Here is a 26,918-nt window from a genome sequence, read left to right as displayed (position 1 = left end):
CCGCTAGACCGTGCCGGGCTCAGCCCGTTACAGCTGACCAAGAGCCGTGTTCGGGATATGTGCTGATTATCTTCGCCGGAACTAAGGTGGTACCGCGGAACCCTTTTCGCCCTTAAACGAAGAGGGTTTTTATTTTTGTTTTTAATTGACTTAATCTTAAAATTGCATAATGGAGGTATTTTTATGGCCAATCAGTTTGATATGCCCACCACTTATGATCCCCATGCAGTGGAGGACAAGTGGTACAAATACTGGGAAGAGAACAAGTATTTTCGATCCGTCGTTGACCCCGAAAAGGAGCCTTTTTGCATAGTTATGCCGCCGCCCAACGTAACAGGGCAGCTGCATATGGGACATGCTCTGGACAATACCCTGCAGGATATCCTTACCCGCTGGCGTCGCATGCAGGGATACAACGCTCTGTGGCTGCCCGGCACCGACCATGCCGGAATTGCCACCCAGGCCAAAGTGGAAGAACAGCTGGGCAAAGAAGGTACCAATAAATATGAACTGGGCCGGGAGAAATTTTTAGAGCGGGTTTGGGAATGGAAAGAGCAGTACGGAGGCCGCATCACCCACCAGCTGCGCCGTCTGGGTTCTTCTTGTGATTGGGACAGAGAGCGGTTTACCATGGACGAGGGATGTTCTGAGGCCGTGCAGGAGGTGTTTGTTCGTCTTTATGAGCGGGGTCTGATTTACAGAGATTATTATATAACCAACTGGTGCCCCCACTGCCAGACTACCATCAGCGACATTGAGGTGGAGCACCGGGACAAGCCCGGCCAGCTTTACTATATTAAATACCCGGTTCAAGGCAGCCCGGGGGAATTTATCGCTGTAGCCACCACCCGGCCCGAAACTATGCTGGGCGATACTGCTGTGGCGGTGCACCCTGAGGATGAGCGCTACATGCATTTAATCGGTAAAACGGTGGTATTGCCCCTGGTGGAGAGACAGATTCCCGTTATTGCCGATGAATATGTAGAGCCGGAATTCGGTACCGGTGCGGTGAAAATTACCCCGGCTCACGACCCCAACGACTTTGAAGTAGGCCGGCGGCACGATTTGCCCTCTGTGCAGGTCATTGACCGGGAGGCCCGGATGACCAAAGATGCCGGTGCCCGGTACCAAGGTCAGGATCGATGGGAATGTCGCAAGCGTTTGGTCAAAGATTTGCAAGCCAAGGGATTGTTGGTTAAGATAGAGGATCTGTCCCACGCCGTGGGGCACTGCTACCGCTGTTCATCTGTTATTGAGCCAATGCTGTCCAAGCAGTGGTTTGTACGCATGAAACCATTGGCAGAGCCCGCCATCGAAGTGGCCAAAGATGGGCGTTTACAATTTATCCCCGAGCGTTTTACCAAGGTATACTTAAACTGGATGGAAAACATCCGGGATTGGTGCATTAGCCGCCAGCTTTGGTGGGGACACCGTATACCGGTTTATTACTGCCTGGATTGTGATGAAGTAATAGTTAGTAAAACACGCCCGGAAAAATGCCGGTGCGGCTCAACTAACTTAGAGCAAGATCCCGATGTGCTGGATACCTGGTTCAGCTCGGCGCTGTGGCCATTTTCTACCCTGGGCTGGCCCCACAAGACGGTGGACCTCGCCTACTACTACCCCACCTCGGTGTTAGTCACAGGAAGAGACATCATCTTTTTTTGGGTGGCTCGGATGATTTTCAGCGGGCTGGAGCACATGGATGATGTGCCCTTCCGGGAAGTGTTCATCCACGGGTTGGTGCTTGATGCCCTGGGACGCAAGATGAGCAAATCGCTGGGCAATGGAGTGGACCCCATCGAGGTTATTGAAAGCCATGGCGCGGACAGCCTGCGGTTCATGTTAGTTACAGGCAATACGCCGGGCAACGACCTGCGGTTTCATTTTGAACGCCTGGATGGATCCCGTAACTTTGCCAATAAAATTTGGAACGCCTCTCGATTTGCCTTAATGAATTTACAGGATTATGCACCGGAAAAATCGCCTGGACGGGAGCAATATACACTGGCCGACCGCTGGATTGTAAGCCGTTACCAGCGGGCGGTGCGGGAATGCACTGAATTTCTGGAAAAATACGAACTGGGCGAGGCCGCCCGGGTACTTTATGAATTTACCTGGAATGAACTGTGTGACTGGTATATCGAGCTGGTCAAACCGCGCCTTTACGGAAAAACCGGTGCTGCTGACCGGGAGGTTGCCCAGCATGTATTGGCCGTTGTGCTGAGGGGGGCGCTGGAACTGTTGCACCCGTTTATGCCTTTTATAACCGAAGAGATTTGGCAGCACCTGCCGCACCGGGGCACTACCGTGATGCGTGCCCCATGGCCCCAATACCGGAATGAACAAGTGGATGGCCCGGCCGAGGAACGTATGGAGATTGTTATGGAGGTAATCCGGGGCATCAGGCAGATTCGCAGTGAAATGAACGTGCCGCCGGGCAAGCAGGCTGAAGCGCTTATTGTCACCGCCGTGCCCGCACTGCGTGATGTGCTGGCGGGTAACCTGGCCTATGTAGAGGGGTTGGCTAATTGCCAGGCCAAGGTGCTGACGAAACTGGGCGAAAAGCCTGAGCAAGCCGCCACTGCTGTCGCCCGGGACATCCAAATATTTGTGCCCCTGCGGGGATTAATTGATGTGGACAAAGAACTGGCCCGGCTTAACAAGGATAGGCAAGCCTTGGAGAAAGATCTGGCCCGGGTGGAGGGCAAGCTTAATAACCCCAGTTTTCTAAATAAGGCACCTGCCGAGGTGGTGGATAAGGAACGCGGCAAACAAGCAGAGCTATCTTCTAAATTAGGTGCTATTAATGAGCGCCTTGCTATATTCGGGGACAGATGAAGCAGGGGGACGGTTTTTCTGCTTCCTTAAAGGTTGGAAATTAAACGTTTTTCCAGTAGCCAATCGTTTCATAAAAATATGGTGTTATAGTTTTTAAACAATTAAATCTGCTTGACCTGCTTGATAATTGTAATTAATTAAAGCGAGCCTTCACTATGTGAGGCTCGCTTAATAACTTATATTATAAAGATTTAAATTGCTAAAGTCTATCAGCATAGCTAAAAACAAATTTTAGGCGCAGCGGAGGGCGGTCATCACCTGGCATGGCAAAATAAGCAATTTTTAATGTCAGAGTTTGACTGATTTCCCTTTGTAGCTTCTACAAGTCCCTGCACTTATACATTTCCTGCATGAACCGGAGCAGCAACCGGGGCTAATTAGAGGCTTATTGCAGCGCGGACAGCGCAAAGTATTTTGTGGACTAAACCTGTAGCCGCACTGGCTGCAAGTTATTGGTTGCAGTTGTTCTTGCATAATAAACACTCCAGAGTACGCGAATTATCGCATAGATATAATTTTTTATTTTGCTGGTACAATTACGACAGTCCCGATCCCGGTTTTGGTTTTTGGAGCAGCCGGCAGGTTAGCAGTACGGCCAGGGTTATGGCAGCAAAGGTGACCAATACAAGTGGGATGCTCAGATTATCGCTTCCGCTGCCTAATATGCCCGACAACTGTGCCACCAGTCCGCCTACGGTAAAGGCGATGACCCATGTACCGGCCCACATTAAGGTGGCTTCCCTGGGACCCCGTTCTTTAAAGATAACCAATATAGATGCGATACAGGGTACGAATAGAGTTATGGTTATTAAAGAAATCACCGTTGCCATAGGGGTTAATGCCATATCGGTAAGGCCTGCGGCCCCGAAATCTCGGCGTACGATACCCATGATAAACGCGGTGGCTGTTTCCGGCGGCAGCCTTAGCCAGCCCACGGTTAAAGGTGCCAGCATTTTTTGCAGCATGGTTAACCCGCCGGTAATTTGTAATGTACTGATAATCAGTGCCCCCAGAGCGAACAGTGGTGTTGCTTCTTTTAAGAATGCATAGGATTTAGTCCCGGTTTTGCGCAATACATTATCCAGCCTGGGCAGCCGCAGCGGGGGCAGGTCGATTAACAGTTCCGTAGACTTGCCCGGCAGTATAGTGTTAAGTATCGTGCCCACAATAACTAATACGGTCAGGATTACCAGCGCGTACAGCGCCATATACTGGGGGCCTAATCCGGCCAGCAGCCCGGCAATTACGCCTAATTGCGCCGAGCAGGGAATGGCCAGCCCCAGCAGGAAAATGGTAATTCTTTTTTCTCGTTCGGAACCCAAAAGCCGAGTAGTAATGCTGGCCACAGTGACACAGCCGAACCCCAGTATCAGCGGTATCACAGCCCGGCCGTTCAGGCCGATACCTGTGAGCACCCGGTCCACCAGTGTGGCTATGCGGGGCAGGTAGCCCGAGTCCTCGAACAGCGACAGGAAGAAGTAAAACCCAACCACCAGTGGCATTAACAGGCCCAGTACGTAGGTTACCGTCATGGTTAATATGCCGAATTCGCCGGTTAAAATGATGCCCAGGTTACTGTCCCGTGCTATAAACTGCTCTACGAAGTTGCGTATCGCAGGCTCGTACATGCCTATTAATATCGTTTCCTCCGTAACTCCCACCACCGTGCCCGCAATTATTACCCCGATAACCTGATACATAGCCCACAAGGCCATGATTAAAATGGGTATGCCTGTGACCGGGTTAATCATCCAGCGCCCCAGGATGATACCAATACCGGCACCACGGGAGTTCTCAGTGACCACGTGATCCACAATATCGTTCACCTGGTCCCGGCGCTTAAGGTAAATTTGTTCCCGTTTATCCTCCGGTTCCAGGCCGTGGCGCATTGCAATCACCTTATCACCCTCCAGCACCAGCAGCGCCTCTCCCTGGCTGCCCACCCGGTCTGACAGACGGGTCAGCTTTTGCTGCAAATCCCCGTCGATATGGCCTTTTTTTGCCGAGCCAACCGCTGTTTTTACTTGCTCAAGACCTTGTTTTTTTATTGCCACGGTGGGGATTACCGGTACTCCCAGCAGATCGGCCAGTAAATCAGTATCAATACTGAGCCCTTGCTTTTGGGCTTCGTCAACCATGTTTAATGCCACCACCACCGGTACGCCGGTATCGATAATTTGCCGGGTTAAAAATAAATCCCTTTCCAGGTGTACCGCGTTGACCACATTAATCACTACATCAGCGGATAAAATGATATCCCTGGCGATGCGTTCTTCATCATTAAAGGAAGAAATGCCGTATACCCCAGGGGTGTCGATAACGACATCGTTGCCCAGGCGCCCGTGGGAGATTTCCAGGGTGGTCCCCGGGTAATTGGAGACATCCGCATATAGCCCTGTTAAATAATTAAAAAACACTGATTTACCCGCGTTGGGATTACCGGCTAAAACAATTCTTCGAGCGTTTTCGGGAATGTTTATTTTTATACCTGTGTCATGGCAATGGGCCATGTGCTGTCACCACCTTAACTGATTTAATGTAATGTAATTACCACTTTGTAAGGCGAAAAGCCGGCTAATTCAAAGTTACAGTGATTCTATTAGCCAATCCCCGGCCAATGGCGATTTCCTGTCTGTTTTTCTTCAGTACAATGGGACCGGCAGGTAATACTTCCTCACAAAGCACAATAGCCCCCTCGGCAATGCCAAAACGAATGGCCTGAGCCCTAATGTTTTCGTCCGAAATGCTTACTATTTTCACGTGTTGACCCCGCTTAACCAGATCTAAAGTCATGTTAAATAAAGCACCTCCAAGTTGCTTATTTAATTTAGAGATAACAATTATCATTATCACTGCATAAAAAATAAAAAACACCACACAAATTAAATGATAATGATTATCAATTTCATTATATTTACAATGGTTTGGTTTGTCAATCAAATAATTTAATATATACCCTATCAATGTGAATATTAGTATCATTTTGGGAGTGGAAGGGAGGTAGTTGCAGTTTTTGAAGAACAGATATAAAAAAGGTGGCCATATTTATATAATATACCACCTTTTTTATATTGTTAGCCTGATGGGAGAGCCGGGAAACTTATGGTAAACTAATTCTATTTTTTGTTTAAAATTTCCAAATTGCGGCCACTTCTTTCAATTTATTTGCAGTCCCGGTCAGCTCTTGTGCTATAGCGGCGGTTTGCTGTGAGCTGGCCGCTGCCTCTTCTGCCACCGCGGCAATGGCCTGGGCACCGCTCAGCATACCGGCCGTAGAATCGGCCTGTTCCCGTGCAGACTGTGCTATCTTTTCCACCATTATGTTGGTGTCACGCATAGTGTTGCTGATATCGCTAAAAATTTCACCTGCCTCTCTGGATTTGTCCAAGCTTGTTTTTACGGCATGTACAGTATCGGCAACGGCAGCTGATATTTCATTAACAATTTGAGAAACCTCTTTGGTGGCTTGTCCGGAATCTTCAGCCAGGCTGCGTACCTCCTCGGCCACAACGGCGAAACCGCGGCCGTGCTCTCCCGCCCGGGCCGCTTCAATGGCCGCATTAAGCGCCAGCAAATTAGTCTGCGCGGCGATGCTCTGGATAACTTCAAGAAATTGCCCAATACGATTAGAACTATTGTTTAGCTGTTCAAACTTTTCTTCCAAGAGGTTCATTCCTTTGAGCGCCTCTTGTACGGCCGCGCTGCCTCTCTCAGTGATTTCAACGGTTTTGTTGGCGACTATGGCTGTTTCACTTGCCTGCCTGGCGCTGTCTTCAGCTTGCCCGGTAAGTCTTTCAATGGCTTGCAACAAATTGGTTACCTGCTCGGCCTGGTCTTGGCTGCCGGAACTGACTTGTTCCGTGCCGATATTTATTTGCTTGGCGGCCTGGTCCAGGGTGACGCTGGTGTCTTTAACCAGGGCAAACCATTTATGCACCCCCTTAAGGATTTTGCGAACATTATTAATTAATAGATTAAATTCACCCCATCCATAATCTTTGTCTTCAATCTTTCCTGTTAAATCCCCCTGGATGGCCTTTCCGGTGTTTTCTAAAACGTATGCTAGATTTTGGTGGAAAGACGCAAATAAAAAGTTACATACCGTCACTGCCACTAGTAATCCTGCCAGCCCGCCACATAACAGCCCTCCAGCTGTGCCTTCAACAAACCACCAACCGCAATAAGCGGCGGTAATAGTGACCAATCCGATAATCACGGATAGTAATGTTATATGTGCACGAAAAGTTTTCATTGTCATTTGCTCCCCCCGGTTTTATAAATATTTTGGTAAAATATATATACTACAGAATATTCAAAATCACCTGCCAATAGTTTTTTAATATTTATGTTTTATATAGTATAGGAAAAAACATTTTATTGTCGAATTTGTTCTTTTATATTTACACCTGGAGTGTGATCACATGCTATATGATGAGGCTATGGAATACTTACAAAATCTAACCAAGTTCGGGATGAACTTTGGGCTGGAGCGCATTACTGAATTGCTGCGCCGCCTGGGTGATCCCCACCGGCGGATAAAAGTAATACATGTTGGAGGCACCAACGGCAAAGGGTCCACAACGGCGATGTTGGCCGCTGTACTGCAAAGTGCGGGTTATCGGGTGGGCACATTTACATCTCCCCACCTGCATAGTTATACTGAGCGTTACCGGATCAACGGCGTAGAAATTGATCCACGTCAGGTGGCTAATTTAATCACCCGGTTGCGCTCGCACCTTGAAGCAATGGTGCGGGAAGGTTTTGAGCATCCTACCGAATTTGAGGTTAGTACAGCATTGGCTTTTTGTTATTTTACCGAGGAAGCGGTGGACTATCTGGTGCTGGAGGTGGGTCTGGGCGGTGCTATTGACTCCACCAATGTGGTGAATCCGTTGGTATCGGTTGTTACCAATGTAGCCATGGATCACATGGATTACCTTGGTAATACTTTACCGGATATAGCTCGGGTTAAGGCGGGCATTATTAAAACGGGTGTGCCGGTGGTTACCGCTTCGGATACCCCCGAGGTACTGGCGGTTATTCTGGAAACTTGTCGCGAAAAAGGTTGCCGTTTGCTTCAGGTGGGTCGGGATGTGACCTGTACGTATGGTGAGCATTCCCTGCGGGGGCAATATTTTAGTTACCATGGCCTGAAAGTGAACTATCCGAATTTGTGGATACCCTTAATTGGCCAACATCAGGTGGTTAATGCCGCTACCGCTATTGCAGCGCTTGAGATATTGGCTGACCAGGGCGTGCATATTGCTGAAAACGAGCTGCGGGACGGGTTGAGTAATACGGTATGGCCGGCACGCTTGGAATTGATTGGCAATAAACCGCCGGTGCTAATTGACGGTGCACATAATTACGACGGCGCTCGCAGCTTGCGCCAGGCCCTTGATGCATACTTCCCCGACCGGGACATCATCATGGTGCTGGGTATGCTGGGCGATAAGGAGCGGGCCCGGGTGGTGGCCGAGCTGGTACCGCGGGCCCGGAGTGTGATAATTACGAGGCCCAACAGTCCCCGGGCCGGTGATTGGATGCAAATGGCCCATCAGGCACGCAGGTTTGTATCTGATGTAGATGCGTTGGAGAGTATTCCGGATGCGGTACTGGCAGGTATCAAGCAGGCTCGGGAGGGTGATTTGGTGTGTATAACCGGTTCTTTGTACATGGTAGCCGAGGCCAGGGAAATAGTGCTTGGGCTTAATAAAACATAAATTGGGCGGATGTACGGTAAAATACATTGACGAAATTTGTATTTTACGGTAGACTTAAATGGAAAAAAGATCCATTGATTATTGTTTTTCACCAATTTATTAATTAACTTAAGGATCATACCAATTAGCGCGGGGGATCCGGCCTGTGATAACAATTACCCCTCCTGCATTAAACCCGATCTCTGCGTACTGAAGAGGGATATGGGATTTTTTATGGTGGCTCAAAATGATTGTGAAAATATAAATGCCATGGTTATATATTATAGCTATATGTATGATAGAATATATCGCAAGGAAAATGTACTGTATATTAGTGTGTATTTGAGGTGATCTAATGGCAAAAACTTATCGAGGGGGCAATAGTGTCTGGATACTTTTTTTGCTGTTACTGGCCGGTGGGTTGGTGGGCAGCGCTATTTCCAGCAGTCTTGCTAATATATTACCGTTCTTGGCGGCTACCGGCAAAATAGGTTTACAACCGTCAACTTTAGATTTGCAGTTTATGCAAATAACTTTTGGCTTTACCTTTAATATTGGCCCGGTCACTGCCCTTGGTCTGGTACTGGGGTATATTGTTTACCGAAGAATATAGTAAACTATCTTTTGCTACTATATACTTGCTTTGATCTGTAGCTAAAAAGTCGTTGGAGTTCTGAAAGAAAAATATAGCAACTTATTTGGAGGTAAAAATTTGCCCAACATTTATTTGGCATCATCGTCGCCGAGGCGGCGGGAACTACTTAACCAGATTGGTTTACCCTATACGGTAATAACCATAGAAGTTGATGAAAGCCTGCCTTCAGGGCTTTCACCTGCCGAGCAGGTAGTGGCGCTGTCTCGTCGCAAAGCCGGTGCCGCAGCCCAAAAACTGTCCGAGGGTGTTGTGATTGCTGCTGACACCGTAGTGGTGCAAAATGGCGAGGTGCTGGGAAAGCCAGCAGATGAAACAGAGGCTATGTCCATGTTGGAACGACTACAAGGGGCCATACACGAGGTGTTTACAGGTATCACCGTAATGGATCTGCCGGGCGGCCGGGTGTTGTCGGACTACGAGTGTACCGAGGTGCAGATGCGGGAAGTATCAAAGGATGAACTGGCGCGGTACATTGCCACCAAAGACCCGTTAGATAAGGCCGGTGCCTATGGTGTGCAGGGGGTGGCGGCAGTATTTGTTGATGGCATTCGGGGTTGTTATTTTAATGTAGTGGGATTGCCGGTGTTTAAGCTGGCCCAGTTGTTAAAGAAGATAAATGTTGATGTATCCAAATACTGGAGGTAGATTGCGTTGGAATCTCCGGTTTATCGTGTTGCCATCAAGGATATGCCCTTGGCTTTGCGACCCAGGGAAAGGCTGTTGCGGGAAGGGCCGGAGGCATTATCAGACATTGAGTTGATGGCCATAATGCTGCGTACCGGCCATGCCGCCACCAGCGCTGTGGAACTGGCCACGGCTCTGCTCGGCCATTTTGGCGGTATTAAGCAGTTACTGGACGCTTCAGCTGAGGAACTGAGCGCTTTTAAGGGTGTGGGACCGGCCAAGGTGGCCCAGATCAGGGCTGCGTTGGAGCTGGGGAGGCGGGTTGCCATGGCTACCACCTGGGACAAGCCCTGTATAAAATCTCCGGAAAACGCTGCCGCATTGGTGATGGAAGAAATGCGCCACCTGGACAGAGAACACTTTTGTGCTTTACTGCTAAACACCAAAAACCAGGTGCTGGCCCGGGAAACTATCTCCATCGGAACATTGAATTCCTCAGCCATCCACCCGCGGGAGCTGTTTAAAGCGGCAATAAGGCGCAGTGCCGCCGGGGTGATACTGGTGCATAACCACCCCAGCGGTGATCCCACGCCCAGCCGGCAGGATATAGAGGTGACCAGCCGGTTAATTGAAGCGGGCAATATTATCGGTATTCAAGTCTTAGATCACTTAGTAATTGGGGATAATAAGTTTACCAGTTTTAAGGCCAAGGGCCTAATATGAAACAATGCGAGAGAGGGGCCTGATAATGCGATTAGGCATTTTTTCTAAAGATATGGGTATTGACCTGGGGACGGCAAATTCCCTGGTTTACGTTAAAGGCAAAGGAATTGTTCTACGGGAGCCGTCGGTGGTGGCTATTCAGCGCGATAACGGTCATGTGCTGGCGGTGGGTGAGGAAGCCAAGCAAATGATTGGCCGTACCCCCGGTAATATTATAGCTATTCGTCCCATGAAGGATGGCGTAATTGCCGATTTTGACGTTACCCAGAGCATGATCAAATACTTTATCAGTAAAGCGTTGCGCGGGCGCACTTTTTTAATCAGACCCCGGGTAGTGGTTTCAGTGCCATCCGGAGTTACCGCTGTGGAAGAGCGTGCGGTACGGGAAGCTGCGCTGCAGGCCGGGGCCAGGGAAGCCTACCTAATTGAAGAGCCCATGGCGGCCTCCATCGGGGCGGGACTGCCGGTACATGAGCCTACGGGCAATATGATAGTTGATATTGGCGGTGGTACCACCGAGGTAGCGGTTATCTCCCTGGGGGGTATTGTTACCAGTCGTTCTGTGCGTAAAGCCGGTGATGAGATGGATGAATCCATTATTCAACACGTCAAAAAAACCTATAACTTAATGATTGGAGAGCGTACCGCTGAAGATATTAAAATTGAAATTGGTACCGCTTACCCTCTTGATGCGGTGGAAACCTATGAGGTGCGGGGGCGTGACCTGGTCAGTGGGTTACCCAAAACAATTGAAATTACTTCTGAGGAAATATACAAAGCTCTTTCTGAACCTGTTGCCAGTATATTGGATGCCATCAAAAGCACCCTGGAACTGACCCCGCCTGAGCTATCGGCGGATATCATGGACCGGGGAATAGTGATGGCCGGCGGCGGTTCTTTGCTGCGAGGTCTGGATCGACTGGTCAGTGAGCAAACCGGTATGCCTGTGCATTTGGCTGATGACCCGCTGCTGGCTGTCGCTTATGGTACCGGGCGGGTACTGGAGAATATTCATATATTGCGCAAAGTAATAATCCAGCCCAAAAAATTGGCTTGATAAATGCATTTTACGATTAAAGAAAAATTGGTCTATAATATGATTATAAGGTGTGTGTCATGTGTCCCGTCTATCAGCTGGAAAAACCCTTTTATTATTGGGTGTATTGGTGGTTGTAATAATGGTGGGTCTGCATTTTTCCGCGGATGATACGGATGAACTGACTCCCTTTGAGTCCACTACCCGGGATGTACTGTCACCGGTACAGCGGTTGGTTACGGTGGTGGGCGGCAAGATTAGTGATGTTGTTACCTTTCCCGCGCGGCTGTACAAGGTTTCTGAGCATAACCGGCAGCTTGAGCAGCAAGTGGTGGAGTTGCAGGGAAAACTATCAAGTTACAACGAAATTCGGTCGGAGAATATCCGCCTCAAAGAGCAGCTGGAATTTAAAACCAGCCTGGCGGACCAGATGAACACGGAAGCAGCTGAAGTAATTGGTCGTGCAGCTGATAACTGGTTTGGCAGTGCTATTATTAATAAGGGTTCTGCCAGCGGCATCCGGCGGGATATGGCTGTAATCACTCCGGCCGGTCTGGTTGGCCGGGTAACCAATGTATCTGACCATACTGCCGAGGTGCTGCTCATTACCGATCCGCGCAGTGGCGTGGGCTGTTTGGTTCAGGAAAATCGTGCCCCCGGTATTGTCGAGGGGGTGTCTGGCGGGCGTGGTGTTGTAAATATGATGCATATACCTTCCGACCTGGCACCAAAAAAGGGAAACCGGATCGTTACCTCCGGATTTGGCAGTGTCTTTCCGAAGGGTATTCCTGTGGGTACCGTGCGGGAAACCCGCAGGGAAGAGTCAGGCCTTTTTAAAATGGCAGTGTTGGAGACTTTTGTGGATTTTAATCGGTTGGAGGAGGTTCTGGTGGTTACTTCAACCAATCCCGATTCGGCCACCTAGTTTCCGGAGGTGAATATAATGCAACCGCTGTTCTTTTTGCTTTTAGTGCTGGTGTTATTAATATTTCAAGCCACGGCACTTAATTATATTGTTATTTTAGGGATCAAACCCGATCTTATATTGATACTGGTCATTCTTAATGGCTTCCTCCGGGGTACCCGGGAGGGGGCTTTTTTGGGTTTTTTAGCTGGTATATTACAGGATTTGGTTAGTGGGGGATATTTTGGTTTAAACGCTCTAACCAATATGTTTGCCGGCTATTTGGCCGGTTTGGGAGAGGGAAGGCTATTTCGAGAAAACCGTGTTATTGCTGCCGGGTTAACCTGGGTGTGCACTCTGGGGGCTCAGTTGGCCTTTTATTTATTGCTGTTGTTGATTAATGTATCAGTACCTCTGCTAACGGCACTGGTGCATATTATTATCCCGATGTCTTTCTACAACGCGCTGATAGTACTGGTTTTTTACAGTTATTATTATCGTTTCATCCAGGGCGCCCCCCCTGGTAGAGGTGAATATTTTAGTCCTTGATCAAACCTTTAGAAAGGGCAGCGTTTATGAAAAGAAAACTAATTGAATATAAAATGAAATATTTAATGGGTGCCATTTTTTTAGTGCTGCTCATATTACTGGCCAAGCTGTCCTTTATGCAATTGGTTCAGACCGAGCAATACCGCACCCTGGCGCGAAACAATTATATTCGTATAGTACCGGTTTTTGCCCCGCGGGGTGAAATTTTCGATCGTAATGGTGAGAAAATTGTCACCAATAAACCTATTTATACAGTGTCCATAAATGATTTAAGCCTGGAGGGAACCACCTACCATTTATACCTGGACCGCATTGGTCCGGAAACGGTACGTATGGCTGATCAACTTTCCTGGATACTGGCCGGGGATGAGGAATCGGTGCAATATTTTCAGCAAATAAGCGGCAAGACGCCGGAACAATTTGACAAGGATGTTGTCCGGGATACTGATGAAGCTACCTATACAGCCAAAAAGGAAGCCATTGAGGAAATCATCAAAGATCGGGTCAGCAGCAATAAAGTTAAATTAGAAAATGGTGAGGCGTTGGAAATTGCCGTGGCCTATAATCCTTCCACAGTGGCGACCTTACGTCAGCAGAACCTGGTATCTTTTGGGGTCAGGCTGGAAGAAAAAACCGATATGCTAAGTGAACTCGTAGCTATGCTGCATAAGGAAGCTGTTTTTGAAGAAAAAACCGTATATCAAGTGGAATCGAATGTGCGGGCAGCCATCAGGGAGAAAAAATATTACAGGCCATACGAGCCCGTGCTGGTGGCCGAGAATGTTCCAGTACAAACAGTGGTGACACTGCGGGAAAGGCAGATGGAAATGCCCGGGGTGGTGGTGGATATCCAACCGGTGCGGGACTATCCTTACCAGGGTTTGCTATCCCATGCACTGGGCTATGTGCAGAATATTAAAAAGGAGCAGTACGAGGAACATAAAGACAAAGGCTACTTTATGAATGATCTTTACGGGCAAAACGGCCTGGAACTAATGTATGAGTCATACCTGCGGGGGGAACACGGCGCCAGACAGATGGAAGTGGATGCCAGCAGTCGACCGGTGCGGGATTTAGGCTTAAAACAACCAGTACCGGGGAACGACCTGGTGCTGACGGTTGATCTCGATTTGCAAATGGCTGCGGAGAAGGCACTGGCAGATGGGGTGGCCCGGGCCCAAAGTGCGGGTTACAGCCGGTCAAAAGCAGGTGCGGCGGTAGTTATGGATGTGCGCAGCGGGGCGGTTCGGGCCATGGCCAGTTATCCCACATATAATCCGGGGGTATTCACCGAAGGTTTATCCAGCGCCCAGTGGCAGCAGCTGCAGGATTCCGGCGCACTGCTTAATAGAACCATATCAGCCATTTACCCACCCGGATCCACTTTTAAGATGGTTACAGCGGCAGCCATACTGGAGAATGAAATTGTGGACCCCGAACATAAAATGCCCGACCCGGGTTATTACAGGCTGGGACAGGGTATTTTCCGGGACTGGAAGCTGGACGGTCACGGTATGGTGGACATGCGCAAAGCACTTGAGGTGTCTTGTGATACCTACTTTTACCAATATGGGCGTATGGCAGGTGTGGATGCTATCGCCAGTATGGCCCGGGAATTTGGGCTGGGTGAAAAAACCGGTATTAAACTGCCGGGCGAAATGAGCGGACTGGTGCCCACCCCCGAATGGAAGTATGAGTTGGTTAAGAGTATGTTAATTGCGGGTTATGATGATTTTGCTCAAGTACGTAAACTAAACGAACAAATTGAAAAAGCTACAAGTGAATCTCGCAAACAACAACTGCAAAAATTAAGAGACGAAGAACTGAATAAACAATTAAAAAAATATGAATGGAAGCTAAACTGGCAGCAATACGAAACCGTGAACATGTCCATTGGGCAGGGGGATAATACCTACACGATTATGCAGCTGGCTGCTTACGTGGCTGCCATAGCCAACAATGGCACCCTGTACCGGCCCTACATGGTTGAGAGAATAGTTTCCCCAGACGGTAAAGTTATTGAGGATTTCAAACCCGAGGTTAATCGTAAAGTAAATGTGTCCCCGGAAAATTTGCAGATTATCCGGGAAGGCATGCACATGGTGGCAACGCCTCCCAATGGTACGGCATCAGCAGTCTTCGGGCTTGATGCGGCGGCGAAAACCGGTACTGCGGAGGTTCTGGATGCCGATGGCAATAAAATAGGCAACCATGCCTTGTTTGTGGCCTATGCGCCTTATGAAAAACCCGAGATTGCCGTGGCCGTAGTGCTTGAGTATGGTAATTCCGGCAGCGGCTTTGCCGGTCCCATTGCCCGGGAAATTTTAGATGCCTATTTTGCTGACCCTGAGACAGATAAAAACGAAGCTGGACAGGAACAAGCAGCCGGGCATGATCAAGCTGTAAGCGATGTGTTGGGATATCAGCTGGTCAATGCCGGTGGAATGCCTGAGGGCTGGGATGCGCTGCCTGCCTTAAGCTGGCCGGGCTGGGAGCAGCAACCAGATGATAGTGCAGCGGTACAAGGGGATGAACAATCCCAAAGAGGGCAGAATGAGGCACAACGGGCTCCGGTATCGGCACAGTCCCGGCCTGCAGTATCAAACCAGCCGTCCCAAACAACATCCCCGCAGTCCGTATCCCAACCACCACCGGCGGCAACCACTCCGCAGGTGGAACAACAACCGCCGCCGCAGGATGAGACCCAGCCGCCGCCGGTAGAACAACAACCGCCGCCACAGGATGAGACCCAGCCGCCGCCGGTAGAACAACAACCGCCGCCGCAGGATGAGACCCAGCCGCCGCCGGTAGAACAACAACCGCCGCCGCAGGATGAGACCTAACCGCCGCCGGCTGGGACATTGCCACCTGCGTCGGCGCCTGAATCAACTCCGCTCGAACCGCAACCGCCCCAGGCAGAGCCTGCTGTACCCCAGACGGTGCAGGGAGCGGAGGAAATGCCTGAGGCGCAGCCCTAGTATTGGCTGTAAATCGCTGTAAATTATTCTTGGCGCTGCGTGCTTAATAAATAATTAGTTATTCACCAATATAATTTCAGGTAAACGCCCTCGTTATATCATTTACATGGTGGCGGGGGCTTTTATTATTCCTGGACAGTGGAGTGAAGTTTTTGAAATTACTTATGTTAATTTATGGTTTTTTGTTTTTTTAGCAGGATTTGGTTATGCAGTGTAGAAATAATAATTGTCATTAATTTTTATTATGCGTGAAAAATACTGGTTTTTGCGGGGAGGCGTAAAGTGGTGGCTCCGGATTGGACTGGCGGGAATCTGGTGCAGTTCCCCGTTAAAGGGGGAGAGCCCGAGGAGATGATGGACGACAATACAGTTCTGGTCCAACGCACCCTGCGTTCCGGCCAATCGATATATTTTGATGGTAATGTTGTAATTGTTGGTGATATTAATCCCGGTGGTGAGGTGGTGGCTACCGGTAATGTAGTAGTAATGGGATATTTGCGCGGAGTGGTGCACGCTGGTGCCGGCGGCAATGAAAAAGCCGCGGTTTATGCTTTTCGCATGCGTCCCACCCAGTTAAGGATAGCCAATCACATCACTCGTGCCCCGGATGGGGATGATGGTGGCCCCATTGTACCTGAGATAGCAAGGATTAAAGACGGTACCGTGGTGATTGAAACCTTCTCAGCTGGCCCGGAACGCCAAACATGAAGTCAACTTAATGTAAAAGCACAAAAGGGAGGAAGTATTTTTTATGGGAGAAGTAATAGTCATTACTTCAGGAAAGGGAGGCGTAGGTAAAACTACCACCAGTGCTAATCTAGGTGCCGGTCTGGCCTCTTTGGGTAACAGGGTTTGTTTGATTGATGCTGATATCGGACTGCGCAATCTGGATGTGGTTATGGGTCTGGAGAATCGCATTGTTTATGATCTGGTGGATGTTACCGGCGGCAATTGTTCCTTCCGGAAAGCACTGATTAAGGATAAGCGTTTTGAGAATTTGTTTTTGCTGCCCGCTGCGCAAACCAAGGATAAAACAGCGGTTAACCCTGATCAGATGCGGGCGCTTACTGAAGAAATCAAGGGCGATTTTGATTACGTTATTGTTGACTGTCCTGCCGGTATTGAACAGGGATTTCGCAACGCCATTGCCGGCGCCAATCAGGCCATAGTAGTTACCACTCCCGAGGTGTCAGCGGTCAGGGATGCCGACCGCATTATTGGTTTGTTGGAAAAGGAGGATTTGCGGGAGCCCAAACTGGTGGTTAACCGGATGCGCTACCAAATGGTCAAGCACGGAGATATGATGAGCATCGACGATATTATTGAAATATTGGCTGTGGACTTGATTGGCGTAGTGCCGGAGGACGAGCAGGTGGTGGTAAGCACCAACCGTGGTGAAATGGTGGTAATGAATGATTCATCCAGGTCTGGGCAGGCCTATCGCAATATCGTTCGCCGGATCCGGGGTGAAGAGGTGCCGATGATGAACCTTGATGATGAAAGCGGCTTTTTTAGCAAGTTGCGGCGGATGATCGGACTGAAGTAAAAGGAAAGGGGGGAAAGCGCAGTGCTGGAGTTTATTAACCGAATCTTCGGCCGTGAAAACCATTCCAGCAGAAATGTGGCTAAAGAAAGATTGCGCTTGGTACTTGTACACGATCGTGCAGGTGTTTCACCGGAACTATTACAGACGTTGAGGATTGAGTTGATTCAAGTAATTTCTAATTATATGGAAATTGATGAGAATGCGCTGGAGGTATCGCTGGACAGTAACGAAAGTCAGGTGGCGCTGGTGGCTAATATACCGGTGAAAAAAATGAAGAGAACCATGCAAACTGAAACTGCCTAAAATGCCAGCGATCCCCGGACCGGTTAATTGGCCCGGGGATCGCTGGCTAAGGATGTTATGTACATGTTCGGCTCTACTCAAGTAGTATATAGAATTTTAAATCTTAAAATCCGATAGTTTTATTTTACCGGCTTTTTTTAAGCCATCGCCTGTTATATAATAAAACCCGTAGTTTTTAAGCAAGGCGGTGATATAAAGTTGGTTAATAAAAGGTTTTTTAAAAACTTGGATTTTACCTTGGTAGGGGTAACCGGGGCTATACTTGTTTTCAGCTTGGTTATGATCGGTAGCGCCAGTACTGATTACGGGTGGTGGATGCGACTGGGTTTGGACATAGATAAACTGCAAGAAGCCAATATAGTTCAACGTCTGCTATGGATGAAAAAAGAGTATGTGATTAAACAGTTTTTCTCGATAATACTGGGGATTGCAGCCGCCGCGGCTACTGTATATATACCTTATGATGATTGGCGCCGCTATACCAAACACCTGTATATTGTAAATTTACTGATGCTTGGGGCGGTGCTGGTACTGGGGCATACCGAAATGGGAGCACAGCGTTGGATTGATATTGGTCCCTTTGGTTTTCAGCCTTCAGAGTTTGCCAAGTTAATTATTATTGTCACTCTGGCTGATTTTTTAGCCAGGAGGGAGGGGCAGCTCCGTACAATTAAGGAAATAGTACCTTGCTTTATTTTTGTGGGAGTGCCGTTGCTGCTCATATTGATACAGCCTGACCTGGGTACATCGCTGGTATTTGTGGCAATATTATTTGGTATGCTGTTTACAGCAAGCTCAAAACCCCTTATGATTACCGGCTTATTCGGTGCCGGTTTGGCCGGGGTGGTGGGGTTGGTTTGGTCACATTTAAAGTTTGGCACCTGGATACCCCTGCATGAATACCAGCTTAATAGGCTGATTATCTTTCTTGACCCCTGGTCAGATATACAAGGGGCGGGGTATCATGTTATCCAATCCCAAATTGCCATTGGTTCCAGCGGCTTTTGGGGCAAGGGGCTACTGTTGGGTACCCAGAGTTTTTTGGAGTTTTTACCTATCAGGCATACCGACTTTATTTTTTCCGTGCTGGCGGAGGAAACCGGCTTTTTAGGAGCAACATTGTTTTTGCTGCTGTTTGGTGTTTTTCTGTACCGTGGTGTGCGGATTGCAAATGAATCCAAAGACATGTTCGGTACCCTGATGGCAGTGGGTATAGTAAGTATGATAACTTTTCAGATACTGGTTAATGTGGGTATGGCTGTTGCCATTATGCCCGTTACAGGATTGCCCCTGCCATTGTTCAGTTATGGGGGCAGCAGTATGATAACTAATATGATTGCCATTGGGGTGTTGCTAAATATTCATATGCGCCGGCAAAAAAATATTTTTTAATTAAGCATGAACAATGTTCGTATACTAAAACCAGGACAGGCTGCTTGATGTGTCAAACGGCCTGTCTTTTTATTGCCCGGGCGTATCTAATAGTGCTTTTGGACAAAATATAACTTGGAAAGAATGTAAATTTTTTTCGGAGGATGGAAATAAGCAAAAATAACAGCGTGCGCCGGGTGGTTAATAAGGATTTCAACTGGTATGGCTCAGTGGGTGTAAATTCGGGCTTGGAAGGTGTAGAAGTGCTGGCCCGGGTGGAAAATATCGGTTATAAGCTTGTCATATTTGTCCACTACAGCAAATATACATATGGTAAACCAGCTGGCATTGACCTTGGCAGCGAAATGGTTGAGGGGGGAAAGACATTGAAATGGGACAGGTTATCTCGCCTGAGCGGGCGTAAAAAAAACGGGTTTGATGAATGGGCCGATTATTACCAGTCCGTAAAAGGCAGGCAGCCAGTGGCACCTTCATACAAGCGACCTAGCAGGCGGAGCGGGCTTTTTAGGATTTCCGCCGTACTGGTTATATTGGTGGTCCTGATGGCGGTACGCCATTACCCACATCCCGCGACCGAGCAGGCCCGTGAGAATTTAAAGCATTTACTTACGGCGGAGTGGGACGTCCGGCCAGTGCTGGATAAATCAATACAACTGGCTGCCCAACTGGTTAACTGGGACAACCCGGTTATTCACGGGCCGGGCACGGGAATTGACGCTCAGCCTGTGGCGGGTGACGGGCTTGCTAATGAGGAACTGTCTTTGCCGGTTTCCGGTAAAGTGGTGGGACAGTTTGGGTGGACCAAATCTTCGGTGGACGACATGGAAAGATACCACGCCGGTATTGATATCAGCGCACCGCCGGGTGCCAGCGTCGTCGCCGCCCTGGCGGGCCGGGTGGAAAGAATAGGCGAGGATAAGGAACTGGGGCCATATATATTAATTAATCATGGTCATGGCACGTACACACTGTATGGCTGTGTAGCTGACATAGCTGTGGTGGAAGGCCAGGATGTGCAGGCAGGTCAGGAAATTGCCCTGATTGGTGAAAACGGTGATGTACAGGGCGGAGGGCTGCATTTTGAATTGCGGGAAAACGGAAAACTGGTTGACCCGCTTGATCGTTTATCTATTAACGGTGAATAATGGAGGGTGCCGGTATGCGACTGGGACGTGTATTGGGGGTTAATATCTATTTAAACCCCTTTTTTCTGGGCCTACTGGCTTTATATTTTGTAGCCGGGGTGCTGGACCGGGGGCTGGTGGCCTTTGGTGTAGTGTTAGTGCATGAAATGGCCCATGCGCTAATGGCCAATCGCCTGGGTATTTCCTCCAATGAAGTGGAATTGCTGCCCTTTGGCGGAGTGGCCCGGGCGGGCACCGAGTTGCAAGTTGATCCATTGCGGGAAACATATACTGCCCTGGCCGGCCCCGCCAGCAACCTGGCGATGTTTGCTCTGGGCGTGGCATTGAAAAATTACGGGCTCTGGCATGCTGACCTGGGTCCGTTTTTTTTGCAGTGCAATCTTTTAATGGCCTTTTTTAATATGCTGCCCGCTTTACCGCTGGACGGCGGCCGGGTATACCGCTCCTATTTGGCTGCCCGGATTGGTATCACGCCGGCTACCTACCGGGTTGCTTTACTGGGACAGATTTTTGGGGTGCTGATTGCTGTTTTTGGTGTCCTGGGGATATGGTGGGGGGCCTGTGGGCTGGATATTCCGGTTACTGCTTTCTTTCTTTTTTACGCAGCCACCAGGGAGCGCAGTGCGGCACCTTACCTATTGATGCAGCTGCTGATGCGCAAACAGCAAGAACTATTCCGGGAAGGGGTGCTGTCCGCAAAACAACTGGTGGTAACGGAGAACGTTCCCCTGGGTCAATTAATTCGCTTTTTTATGCCCCGCTGTTATCACCTGATGACAGTGCTGGACAGGCACTGGCAGTATAAGGGAACCGTTACCGAAACCAGGGTTATTGATACACTATTGCACCGGGGTGCTAATGTACCGGTTGGTGAGCTAATTGAGAAATAATGGTCATGGCCTTAATGAGTATGGTCCGCAATTATATTTGTAACAAGATGTAAAATTTTGTTTATATGGGTAATATAAAAGATAGGTTTTGGTGAAGTATAGCCAGCATTGGCAATGAAAAAGTTTTAGTGGCTTATGGATAATTTCAATTGGGCTACATTTTGTGGTATATTTAATATATCATTACTGGTATATATTCTCATGTTTATGTTTTATTAGTGGGACTAATGATCTGGAGGACTGTTATTATATGGAGAAGCAGTTGGAGAAAATACTGAGGCGGGTGCAAAAGCCCGGCCGGTACTCAGGTGGCGAATGGAACGCCGTGTATAAAGATTGGCGGAGCACATACGTTAAGATGGTCTTTGCTTTTCCCGATGTGTACGAGGTGGGCATGAGTCACCTTGGACTGCAGATATTATACGGCATGGTCAACGACCGTGAGGATGCTTTGATGGAAAGGGTGTTTGCGCCCTGGCCGGATATGGAGGAACAACTACGCAGCACGGGTCTGCCGTTGTTTAGCCTGGAATCCCGCAGACCGTTGCGGGATTTTGATATTATTGGCTTTACACTACAGTACGAATTAAGCTTTACCAATATACTGAATATATTGGATTTGGCCGGTATTCCCCTGCGGTCGGCGGACCGGGCCGGGGGTAATTATCCCCTCGTGGTGGCCGGTGGTCCATGTGCCTTTAACTCCGAACCCATAGCGGATTTTATTGATGTGTTTGTTATCGGTGAGGGTGAAGAGGTGCTGGGTGACCTGTTGGATGCTTATCTTGCCTCGCGGCGAAGCGGCGAGGGCCGGCATGACTTGCTGCTGCGGCTGGCCGGTTTCGACGGAATTTACGTGCCGGCGCTATACCGGGTGGAGTATAATGATAATGGATCAATAAAAACAGTAACTCCGGTTGGCGATAGGGTGCCTGCTCTGGTTCAAAAAAGAATAGTTACAGATATGGACGCAGCCTTTTTCCCCACCCGTATGGTGGTACCAGCCATTGAATCGGTGCATGACCGGGCTATGCTGGAGGTACAGCGGGGTTGTACCCGGGGCTGCCGTTTTTGCCAGGCTGGTGTAATTTACCGTCCGGTTCGGGAGAAGGAACCGGAAACATTGCTGCGCCATGCCGGTGATCTACTGGGTTCCACCGGATGGGGGGAAATATCACTGACCTCGCTGAGCACTTCGGACTATTCCCGGGTTGCACCGCTGATCAGTGAGCTTATAAAAAGGCATGGAGCTGCCGGTGTCAATGTATCGTTGCCGTCATTAAGAGTAGATGCCTTTTCTGTGGACCTGGCCAAGGAAGTGCAAAAAGTTCGTCGGTCCAGCTTGACCTTTGCCCCCGAGGCTGGTACCCAGCGCCTGCGGGATGTGATTAATAAGGGGGTAACCGAGGATAACCTGATGGAGGCTGTCGAAGCAGCTTTCTTTGCGGGCTGGCAGTCCATTAAACTTTATTTTATGATTGGCCTGCCCACTGAAACCGATGATGATTTGCGGGGGATCGCCAATCTGGCCCGGCGGGTACTGGATAAAGGACGTACCCTGGTTAGAGCCAAAGGGCGGCTTAAAGTGACCGTCAGTGTGTCCTCATTTGTACCCAAATCACATACAGCATTTCAATGGGAACCACAAAATTCCATAGCTGAGTTAAAACGCAAGCAGTTATTGTTACGTGATCTGTTGCGCAGCAAAGGACTGGTTTTTAAATGGCACGACCCGGAGGGTAGTTTTCTGGAAGCCGTGCTCTCTCGCGGCGACAGGCGTCTGGCCGGTGCCATTGAGAAGGCCTGGCGCAATGGTGCCCGCTTTGACGGTTGGTCCGAGTTTTTTGATTTAAGAAGATGGCTAGAGGCTTTTGCAAGTGATGGTATTGATCCTGATTGGTACGCCTACCGCCGGTACCATTATGATGATACACTGCCCTGGGATCACATTGGTGCCGGGGTAAGTAAAAAATATTTAGTGCGGGAACACCGCCGCTCGCTGGAGGGGGCAATTACCCCAGATTGCCGTGGCGGGCGGTGCCCGGGGTGCGGCCTGTGCCCCACCCTGGAAACAAAACCGTACCTGGCAGGGGGTGAAACTGTTGCCCCGTTATCGGATACAGTACAGTAAAAGGGGACCGGCCTGCTATATCTCCCACCTGGACCTGGTTCGCACGCTGGAGCGGGCCTTTCGCCGGGCTGGTTTGCCCATTGCCTTTTCCGAGGGGTTTAATCCGCATCCCCGGTTTAGTTTTGCAGCCCCGCTGCCCGTGGGCGTCGAGGGGCTGGCCGAGGTGCTGGAAGTGGATATGAAGGAGTCCGTAGATCACCGGGAACTGGCTGAACGATTAAATGGTGCTCTACCCCCGGGGCTAGTGGTGTTGGAGGTAACAGACGTGCCGGATAATGCCCCGGCACCCATGGCAGCGTTAACCGGTGCCGGTTATATAGTCCACCTTGATGATGATGACCTGCCCGGGCCGCTTCCCGAAGAGGCTGTGCAGAGGTTCCTGGCCCGGGGGCAGGTAGAGGTTACCCGCAAGAGCAAAGACGGCAAGAAAAAAATACGGAATATTCGACCCGGTATACTAAAGTTTGACGTGCTTTCCCAGGTGAACGGTTTAACCATACGGTTGGCCTTGAAAACGGGAAGCATCATGAATGTACGTCCTGAAGATGTGATTGTGGAATTTTTCCGGTATACCGGCATAACAGTGAATAAAGCAGATCTGCAAATTATTCGAACGGAGTTGTTTTAACCTGCGCTTACCTGGAATCCCCCGCATCTTATAGCGTTGGGTTGGATGCCACCGGCTATGTTATGGTGTGTTAACGGAAAGAAAAGATGGTGAAGAAAGATAATGTTTAAAGAGATAATTATTAATGTAGGTGAAGAGGAAACCAGGGTGGCTGTGCTGGAAAACAAGGTGTTGGTGGAGATGTTCATTGAACGCTCGCCAAATCAGCGGCTGGTGGGTAATATATTCAAGGGCCAGGTGGAAAATGTGCTTCCCGGCATGCAGGCATCCTTTGTGGATATTGGTTTAGAAAAGAATGCCTTTTTGTATGTGGAAGATGCCATACCCGCCCGTACCCCCGATACCGGTCAAGGCCAGGGTAATTCAGCATTAGGCACTAATATATGCGATATTTTAAAACAAGGCCAGGAAGTAATTGTACAAATTGTTAAGGAGCCTATTGGTACCAAAGGGGCCCGGGTAACCACTCATATAACGTTGCCCGGACGCTACCTGGTACTTATGCCCACCGTGGATTACATTGGTATTTCCAGACGCATTGAGGATGATAAGGAAAGGGACCGCCTCAGGGAAATGGCTGCCCGGATAAAACCCGATGGCATGGGCGTAATTGTGCGCACTGTGGCTGATGGGGTTGATGAGGAAGAGCTGCTCCTGGATATCAATATGTTAACCAATTTATGGCGCAAAATTGTTAACCGTTCCAACCACGGACCGGTACCCAATCTGCTCCACCGGGACCTTGAACTGGTGCAGCGTATATTAAGGGATATTTTTACCGAGGATGTTGACCGGTTGATTATAGACTCCCGTTATGAATATGAAAAGATACTGGATTTGTTGGATATCTTGGGCCCAAGCTTGAAGGTTAAAGTTTTTTTGGATGAAAGGAACAACCTATTTGAGGAAAATAATGTGGATTTAGAAATTGAAAAGGCCCTTAAACGCACGGTTTGGCTCAAGTGCGGCGGATATATTGTCATCGATCAGGCCGAGGCCCTGACTGCCATAGATGTCAATACAGGCAAATACGTGGGCAGTACCAACCTTGAGGATACGGTCCTGAAAACCAATTTGGACGCTGCATTGGAAATAGCCCGCCAGCTCCGGCTGCGCAATATCGGCGGTATTATTATTGTGGACTTTATTGATATGAATCAGGAAGAACACCGGCGGCAGGTGCTTGATGTACTTGAAGAGGAAATCCATAAAGATAAAACCAAAATCAATATATTAGGGATTACCCAGCTGGGCCTGGTGGAAATAACCAGAAAAAAAGTGCGGCCCAGCTTGGCTGAAGTGTTGCAAAAGGCCTGTCCATACTGTGATGGGCGGGGCAAGGTGCTATCAGAAGAAACAGTGGGAATCAACATTAAACAGCAAATCTACCAGATGGCCAAACAAACCGGGGCGGATACTATTTTAGTAGAGGCCAACCCGCTGGTAGCGGCCCGGCTCATTGGCAGCGGGGGTGCCAATCTAAGGGATTTGGAGGACCGCACAGGCAAAAACCTTTATATCAGGGGCTCTGCGGAACAGCATATTGAGTCGGTCACCATGCGCCCTATCTATGACCAGGACGACATCCAGGCCAACACACTGCCGGTCAAGCCAGGTCAGGTGCTGGAGGTGCGGGTGGAGGAACCCCATGTTAGTAACATCAATGATGGTATTGCACGGATCAATGGATTTATACTGGATATTGAGGGTGGCGGGGCGATGGTTGGCGAGGTGGTGGTTGTGGAAATAAACAGAGTGTTTCGCACCTATGCCCGTGCCAAATTGATCAAGGGTTAAAGCGTTTATTGTGAAAAGAGAGATTAGGGCGATAAGGATATTTTCTACCGTATTTGTGGAACCGTGGGTAGCTAAGCTTGACAAAGGTTAGCGATGTGATAAAATAACTTATTGTAGGCCATTAAAAAATACCGCTCGGAAAGGGTTTAAAACAGGTTAAAAGTCTAATTTTTAAAAAGGACACCTTATATTATTAGATTGAGCTGCAAGGCTGTAAACCTTACCCGCTTCCGGCGAGTCCTGAATTTAAGGGGGAAAAGTATGTACGCCATTATTGAAACAGGCGGTAAACAGTACCGCGTTAGCGAAGGAGATACCCTGTTCATTGAAAAACTGCCTGCTGAAGCCGGGCAGACTTATGAGGTAGACAAAGTACTGGCTGTGGAAAAAGACGGTCAGCTGCGGGTTGGCACACCCGTGGTGGAAGGTGCCAAGGTAGTGCTTAAAGTGGAAAAGCATGGTAAAGATAGGAAAATAATTGTTTTCAAATATAAACCCAAGAAAAATTACAGGCGTAAAAAAGGTCACCGCCAGCCCTTTACCAGGGTTGTGGTGGAACAAATATTAGCCTAGCTACGGAGGTGAATTGAATTGGCACATAAGAAAGGTGTAGGTAGTTCACGTAACGGCCGCGATTCCAATCCCAAGATGCTTGGCGTTAAACGGGGCGATGGTCAATTTGTTACTGCGGGCAGCATACTGGTTCGCCAGCGGGGCACTCGGATACATCCCGGTATTAACGTGGGGCGTGGCGGAGACGATACTTTGTTTGCCAAAGTGGATGGTGTTGTATCCTTCCAAACCAGGGGTAAAGATAAAAAGGTAGTCAACATCAAAGAAGTCGAAGAAACAGCCGTATAATATAACTAATCTGGATTAAATAAATCAATCTTTTAATCTTGACAGTATACAGTTGCAACACAAAACGGAATAGGTGAAAAAACAGCCTTAAAAGAGAGGCTGTTTTTTTTATGGTGCCCTGAGTATACTCTATGATCTCTGGGATATACTTGGAACAATTTTAGTCGTTTCTTTCGTTTCTGGACCAAAATGAAAAACCCATATACAATTTAT

The 26,918-nt window shown here is 48.8% G+C and carries 23 protein-coding genes; 20 read left to right on the top strand and 3 right to left on the bottom strand.

Annotated features, from left to right (window positions below; genetic code table 11):
• Nucleotides 1–183: 183 nt before the first annotated feature.
• Nucleotides 184–2,841: a valine--tRNA ligase gene (locus tag DESGI_RS15750; protein WP_006523319.1), complete on the top strand. Its 2,658-nt coding sequence runs from the start codon at nt 184–186 to the stop codon at nt 2,839–2,841.
• Between the two features lie 536 nt (nt 2,842–3,377).
• Here DESGI_RS15750 and feoB read toward each other — a convergent pair.
• From feoB to DESGI_RS15735, 3 genes are all read right to left on the bottom strand, one after another.
• Nucleotides 3,378–5,351 (bottom strand): ferrous iron transport protein B, encoded by a 1,974-nt coding sequence (feoB, locus tag DESGI_RS15745; RefSeq protein WP_006523318.1) that lies wholly within the window; start codon nt 5,349–5,351, stop codon nt 3,378–3,380.
• Between the two features lie 64 nt (nt 5,352–5,415).
• On the bottom strand, nt 5,416–5,634 hold the full coding sequence (locus DESGI_RS15740; RefSeq protein WP_006523317.1) for a FeoA family protein: 219 nt from the start codon (nt 5,632–5,634) through the stop codon (nt 5,416–5,418).
• Between the two features lie 334 nt (nt 5,635–5,968).
• Nucleotides 5,969–7,093: a methyl-accepting chemotaxis protein gene (locus tag DESGI_RS15735; RefSeq protein WP_006523316.1), complete on the bottom strand. Its 1,125-nt coding sequence runs from the start codon at nt 7,091–7,093 to the stop codon at nt 5,969–5,971.
• Nucleotides 7,094–7,262: 169 nt separating this feature from the next.
• On the opposite strand from DESGI_RS15735, the gene DESGI_RS15730 reads away from it, so the two are divergent.
• From DESGI_RS15730 to rpmA, 19 genes are all read left to right on the top strand, one after another.
• Entirely contained in the window at nt 7,263–8,564 is a 1,302-nt protein-coding gene (locus tag DESGI_RS15730; RefSeq protein ID WP_006523315.1) for a bifunctional folylpolyglutamate synthase/dihydrofolate synthase, read from the top strand.
• Nucleotides 8,565–8,898: 334 nt separating this feature from the next.
• Nucleotides 8,899–9,156, top strand: coding sequence for a DUF4321 domain-containing protein (locus DESGI_RS15720; RefSeq protein ID WP_006523313.1), 258 nt, complete (start codon nt 8,899–8,901; stop codon nt 9,154–9,156).
• Between the two features lie 99 nt (nt 9,157–9,255).
• A complete protein-coding gene (locus DESGI_RS15715; RefSeq protein ID WP_006523312.1) occupies nt 9,256–9,843 on the top strand; it encodes a Maf family protein in 588 nt (195 codons plus the stop codon).
• A gap of 6 nt (nt 9,844–9,849) precedes the next feature.
• Complete coding sequence (gene radC, locus DESGI_RS15710; protein ID WP_006523311.1) at nt 9,850–10,545, top strand: RadC family protein; 696 nt, start codon at nt 9,850–9,852, stop codon at nt 10,543–10,545.
• A gap of 25 nt (nt 10,546–10,570) precedes the next feature.
• On the top strand, nt 10,571–11,602 hold the full coding sequence (locus tag DESGI_RS15705; RefSeq protein ID WP_006523310.1) for a rod shape-determining protein: 1,032 nt from the start codon (nt 10,571–10,573) through the stop codon (nt 11,600–11,602).
• Between the two features lie 61 nt (nt 11,603–11,663).
• Entirely contained in the window at nt 11,664–12,506 is an 843-nt protein-coding gene (mreC, locus tag DESGI_RS15700; RefSeq protein ID WP_006523309.1) for a rod shape-determining protein MreC, read from the top strand.
• An 18-nt stretch (nt 12,507–12,524) separates the two neighbouring features.
• Nucleotides 12,525–13,034 (top strand): rod shape-determining protein MreD, encoded by a 510-nt coding sequence (mreD, locus tag DESGI_RS15695; protein WP_006523308.1) that lies wholly within the window; start codon nt 12,525–12,527, stop codon nt 13,032–13,034.
• Between the two features lie 26 nt (nt 13,035–13,060).
• The gene (locus tag DESGI_RS23240; protein WP_006523307.1) at nt 13,061–15,877 is read left to right on the top strand and encodes a penicillin-binding protein 2; all 2,817 of its coding nucleotides are present in this window, start codon (nt 13,061–13,063) and stop codon (nt 15,875–15,877) included.
• 417 nt (nt 15,878–16,294) lie between these two features.
• Nucleotides 16,295–16,720: a septum site-determining protein MinC gene (gene minC / locus DESGI_RS15685; RefSeq protein WP_006523306.1), complete on the top strand. Its 426-nt coding sequence runs from the start codon at nt 16,295–16,297 to the stop codon at nt 16,718–16,720.
• 43 nt (nt 16,721–16,763) lie between these two features.
• Entirely contained in the window at nt 16,764–17,558 is a 795-nt protein-coding gene (gene minD / locus DESGI_RS15680; RefSeq protein WP_006523305.1) for a septum site-determining protein MinD, read from the top strand.
• Nucleotides 17,559–17,579: 21 nt separating this feature from the next.
• Nucleotides 17,580–17,861 carry a cell division topological specificity factor MinE gene (gene minE / locus DESGI_RS15675; RefSeq protein ID WP_006523304.1) on the top strand — a complete coding sequence of 94 codons (282 nt, stop codon included), beginning with the start codon at nt 17,580–17,582 and terminating at the stop codon, nt 17,859–17,861.
• 198 nt (nt 17,862–18,059) lie between these two features.
• Nucleotides 18,060–19,253 carry a rod shape-determining protein RodA gene (gene rodA, locus DESGI_RS15670; protein ID WP_006523303.1) on the top strand — a complete coding sequence of 398 codons (1,194 nt, stop codon included), beginning with the start codon at nt 18,060–18,062 and terminating at the stop codon, nt 19,251–19,253.
• Nucleotides 19,254–19,396: 143 nt separating this feature from the next.
• A complete protein-coding gene (locus tag DESGI_RS23235; protein WP_006523302.1) occupies nt 19,397–20,398 on the top strand; it encodes a M23 family metallopeptidase in 1,002 nt (333 codons plus the stop codon).
• A 14-nt stretch (nt 20,399–20,412) separates the two neighbouring features.
• Nucleotides 20,413–21,288, top strand: coding sequence for a M50 family metallopeptidase (locus DESGI_RS15660; RefSeq protein WP_006523301.1), 876 nt, complete (start codon nt 20,413–20,415; stop codon nt 21,286–21,288).
• Between the two features lie 250 nt (nt 21,289–21,538).
• The gene (locus DESGI_RS15655; protein WP_006523300.1) at nt 21,539–23,419 is read left to right on the top strand and encodes a TIGR03960 family B12-binding radical SAM protein; all 1,881 of its coding nucleotides are present in this window, start codon (nt 21,539–21,541) and stop codon (nt 23,417–23,419) included.
• Nucleotides 23,391–24,047 carry a TIGR03936 family radical SAM-associated protein gene (locus tag DESGI_RS15650; protein WP_006523299.1) on the top strand — a complete coding sequence of 219 codons (657 nt, stop codon included), beginning with the start codon at nt 23,391–23,393 and terminating at the stop codon, nt 24,045–24,047. Before DESGI_RS15655 ends, DESGI_RS15650 begins: the two co-directional genes overlap by 29 nt.
• 102 nt (nt 24,048–24,149) lie before the next feature.
• Complete coding sequence (locus tag DESGI_RS15645; protein WP_006523298.1) at nt 24,150–25,844, top strand: Rne/Rng family ribonuclease; 1,695 nt, start codon at nt 24,150–24,152, stop codon at nt 25,842–25,844.
• Nucleotides 25,845–26,105: 261 nt separating this feature from the next.
• Nucleotides 26,106–26,417: a 50S ribosomal protein L21 gene (gene rplU, locus DESGI_RS15640; RefSeq protein WP_006523297.1), complete on the top strand. Its 312-nt coding sequence runs from the start codon at nt 26,106–26,108 to the stop codon at nt 26,415–26,417.
• An 18-nt stretch (nt 26,418–26,435) separates the two neighbouring features.
• Complete coding sequence (gene rpmA, locus DESGI_RS15635; RefSeq protein WP_006523296.1) at nt 26,436–26,705, top strand: 50S ribosomal protein L27; 270 nt, start codon at nt 26,436–26,438, stop codon at nt 26,703–26,705.
• Nucleotides 26,706–26,918 lie beyond the last annotated feature (213 nt).

Origin of the sequence: Desulfoscipio gibsoniae DSM 7213, from assembly GCF_000233715.2 — a bacterium.
GTDB lineage: Bacteria > Bacillota > Desulfotomaculia > Desulfotomaculales > Desulfallaceae > Sporotomaculum > Sporotomaculum gibsoniae.
This window is presented reverse-complemented; position numbering and strand designations above follow the sequence as displayed.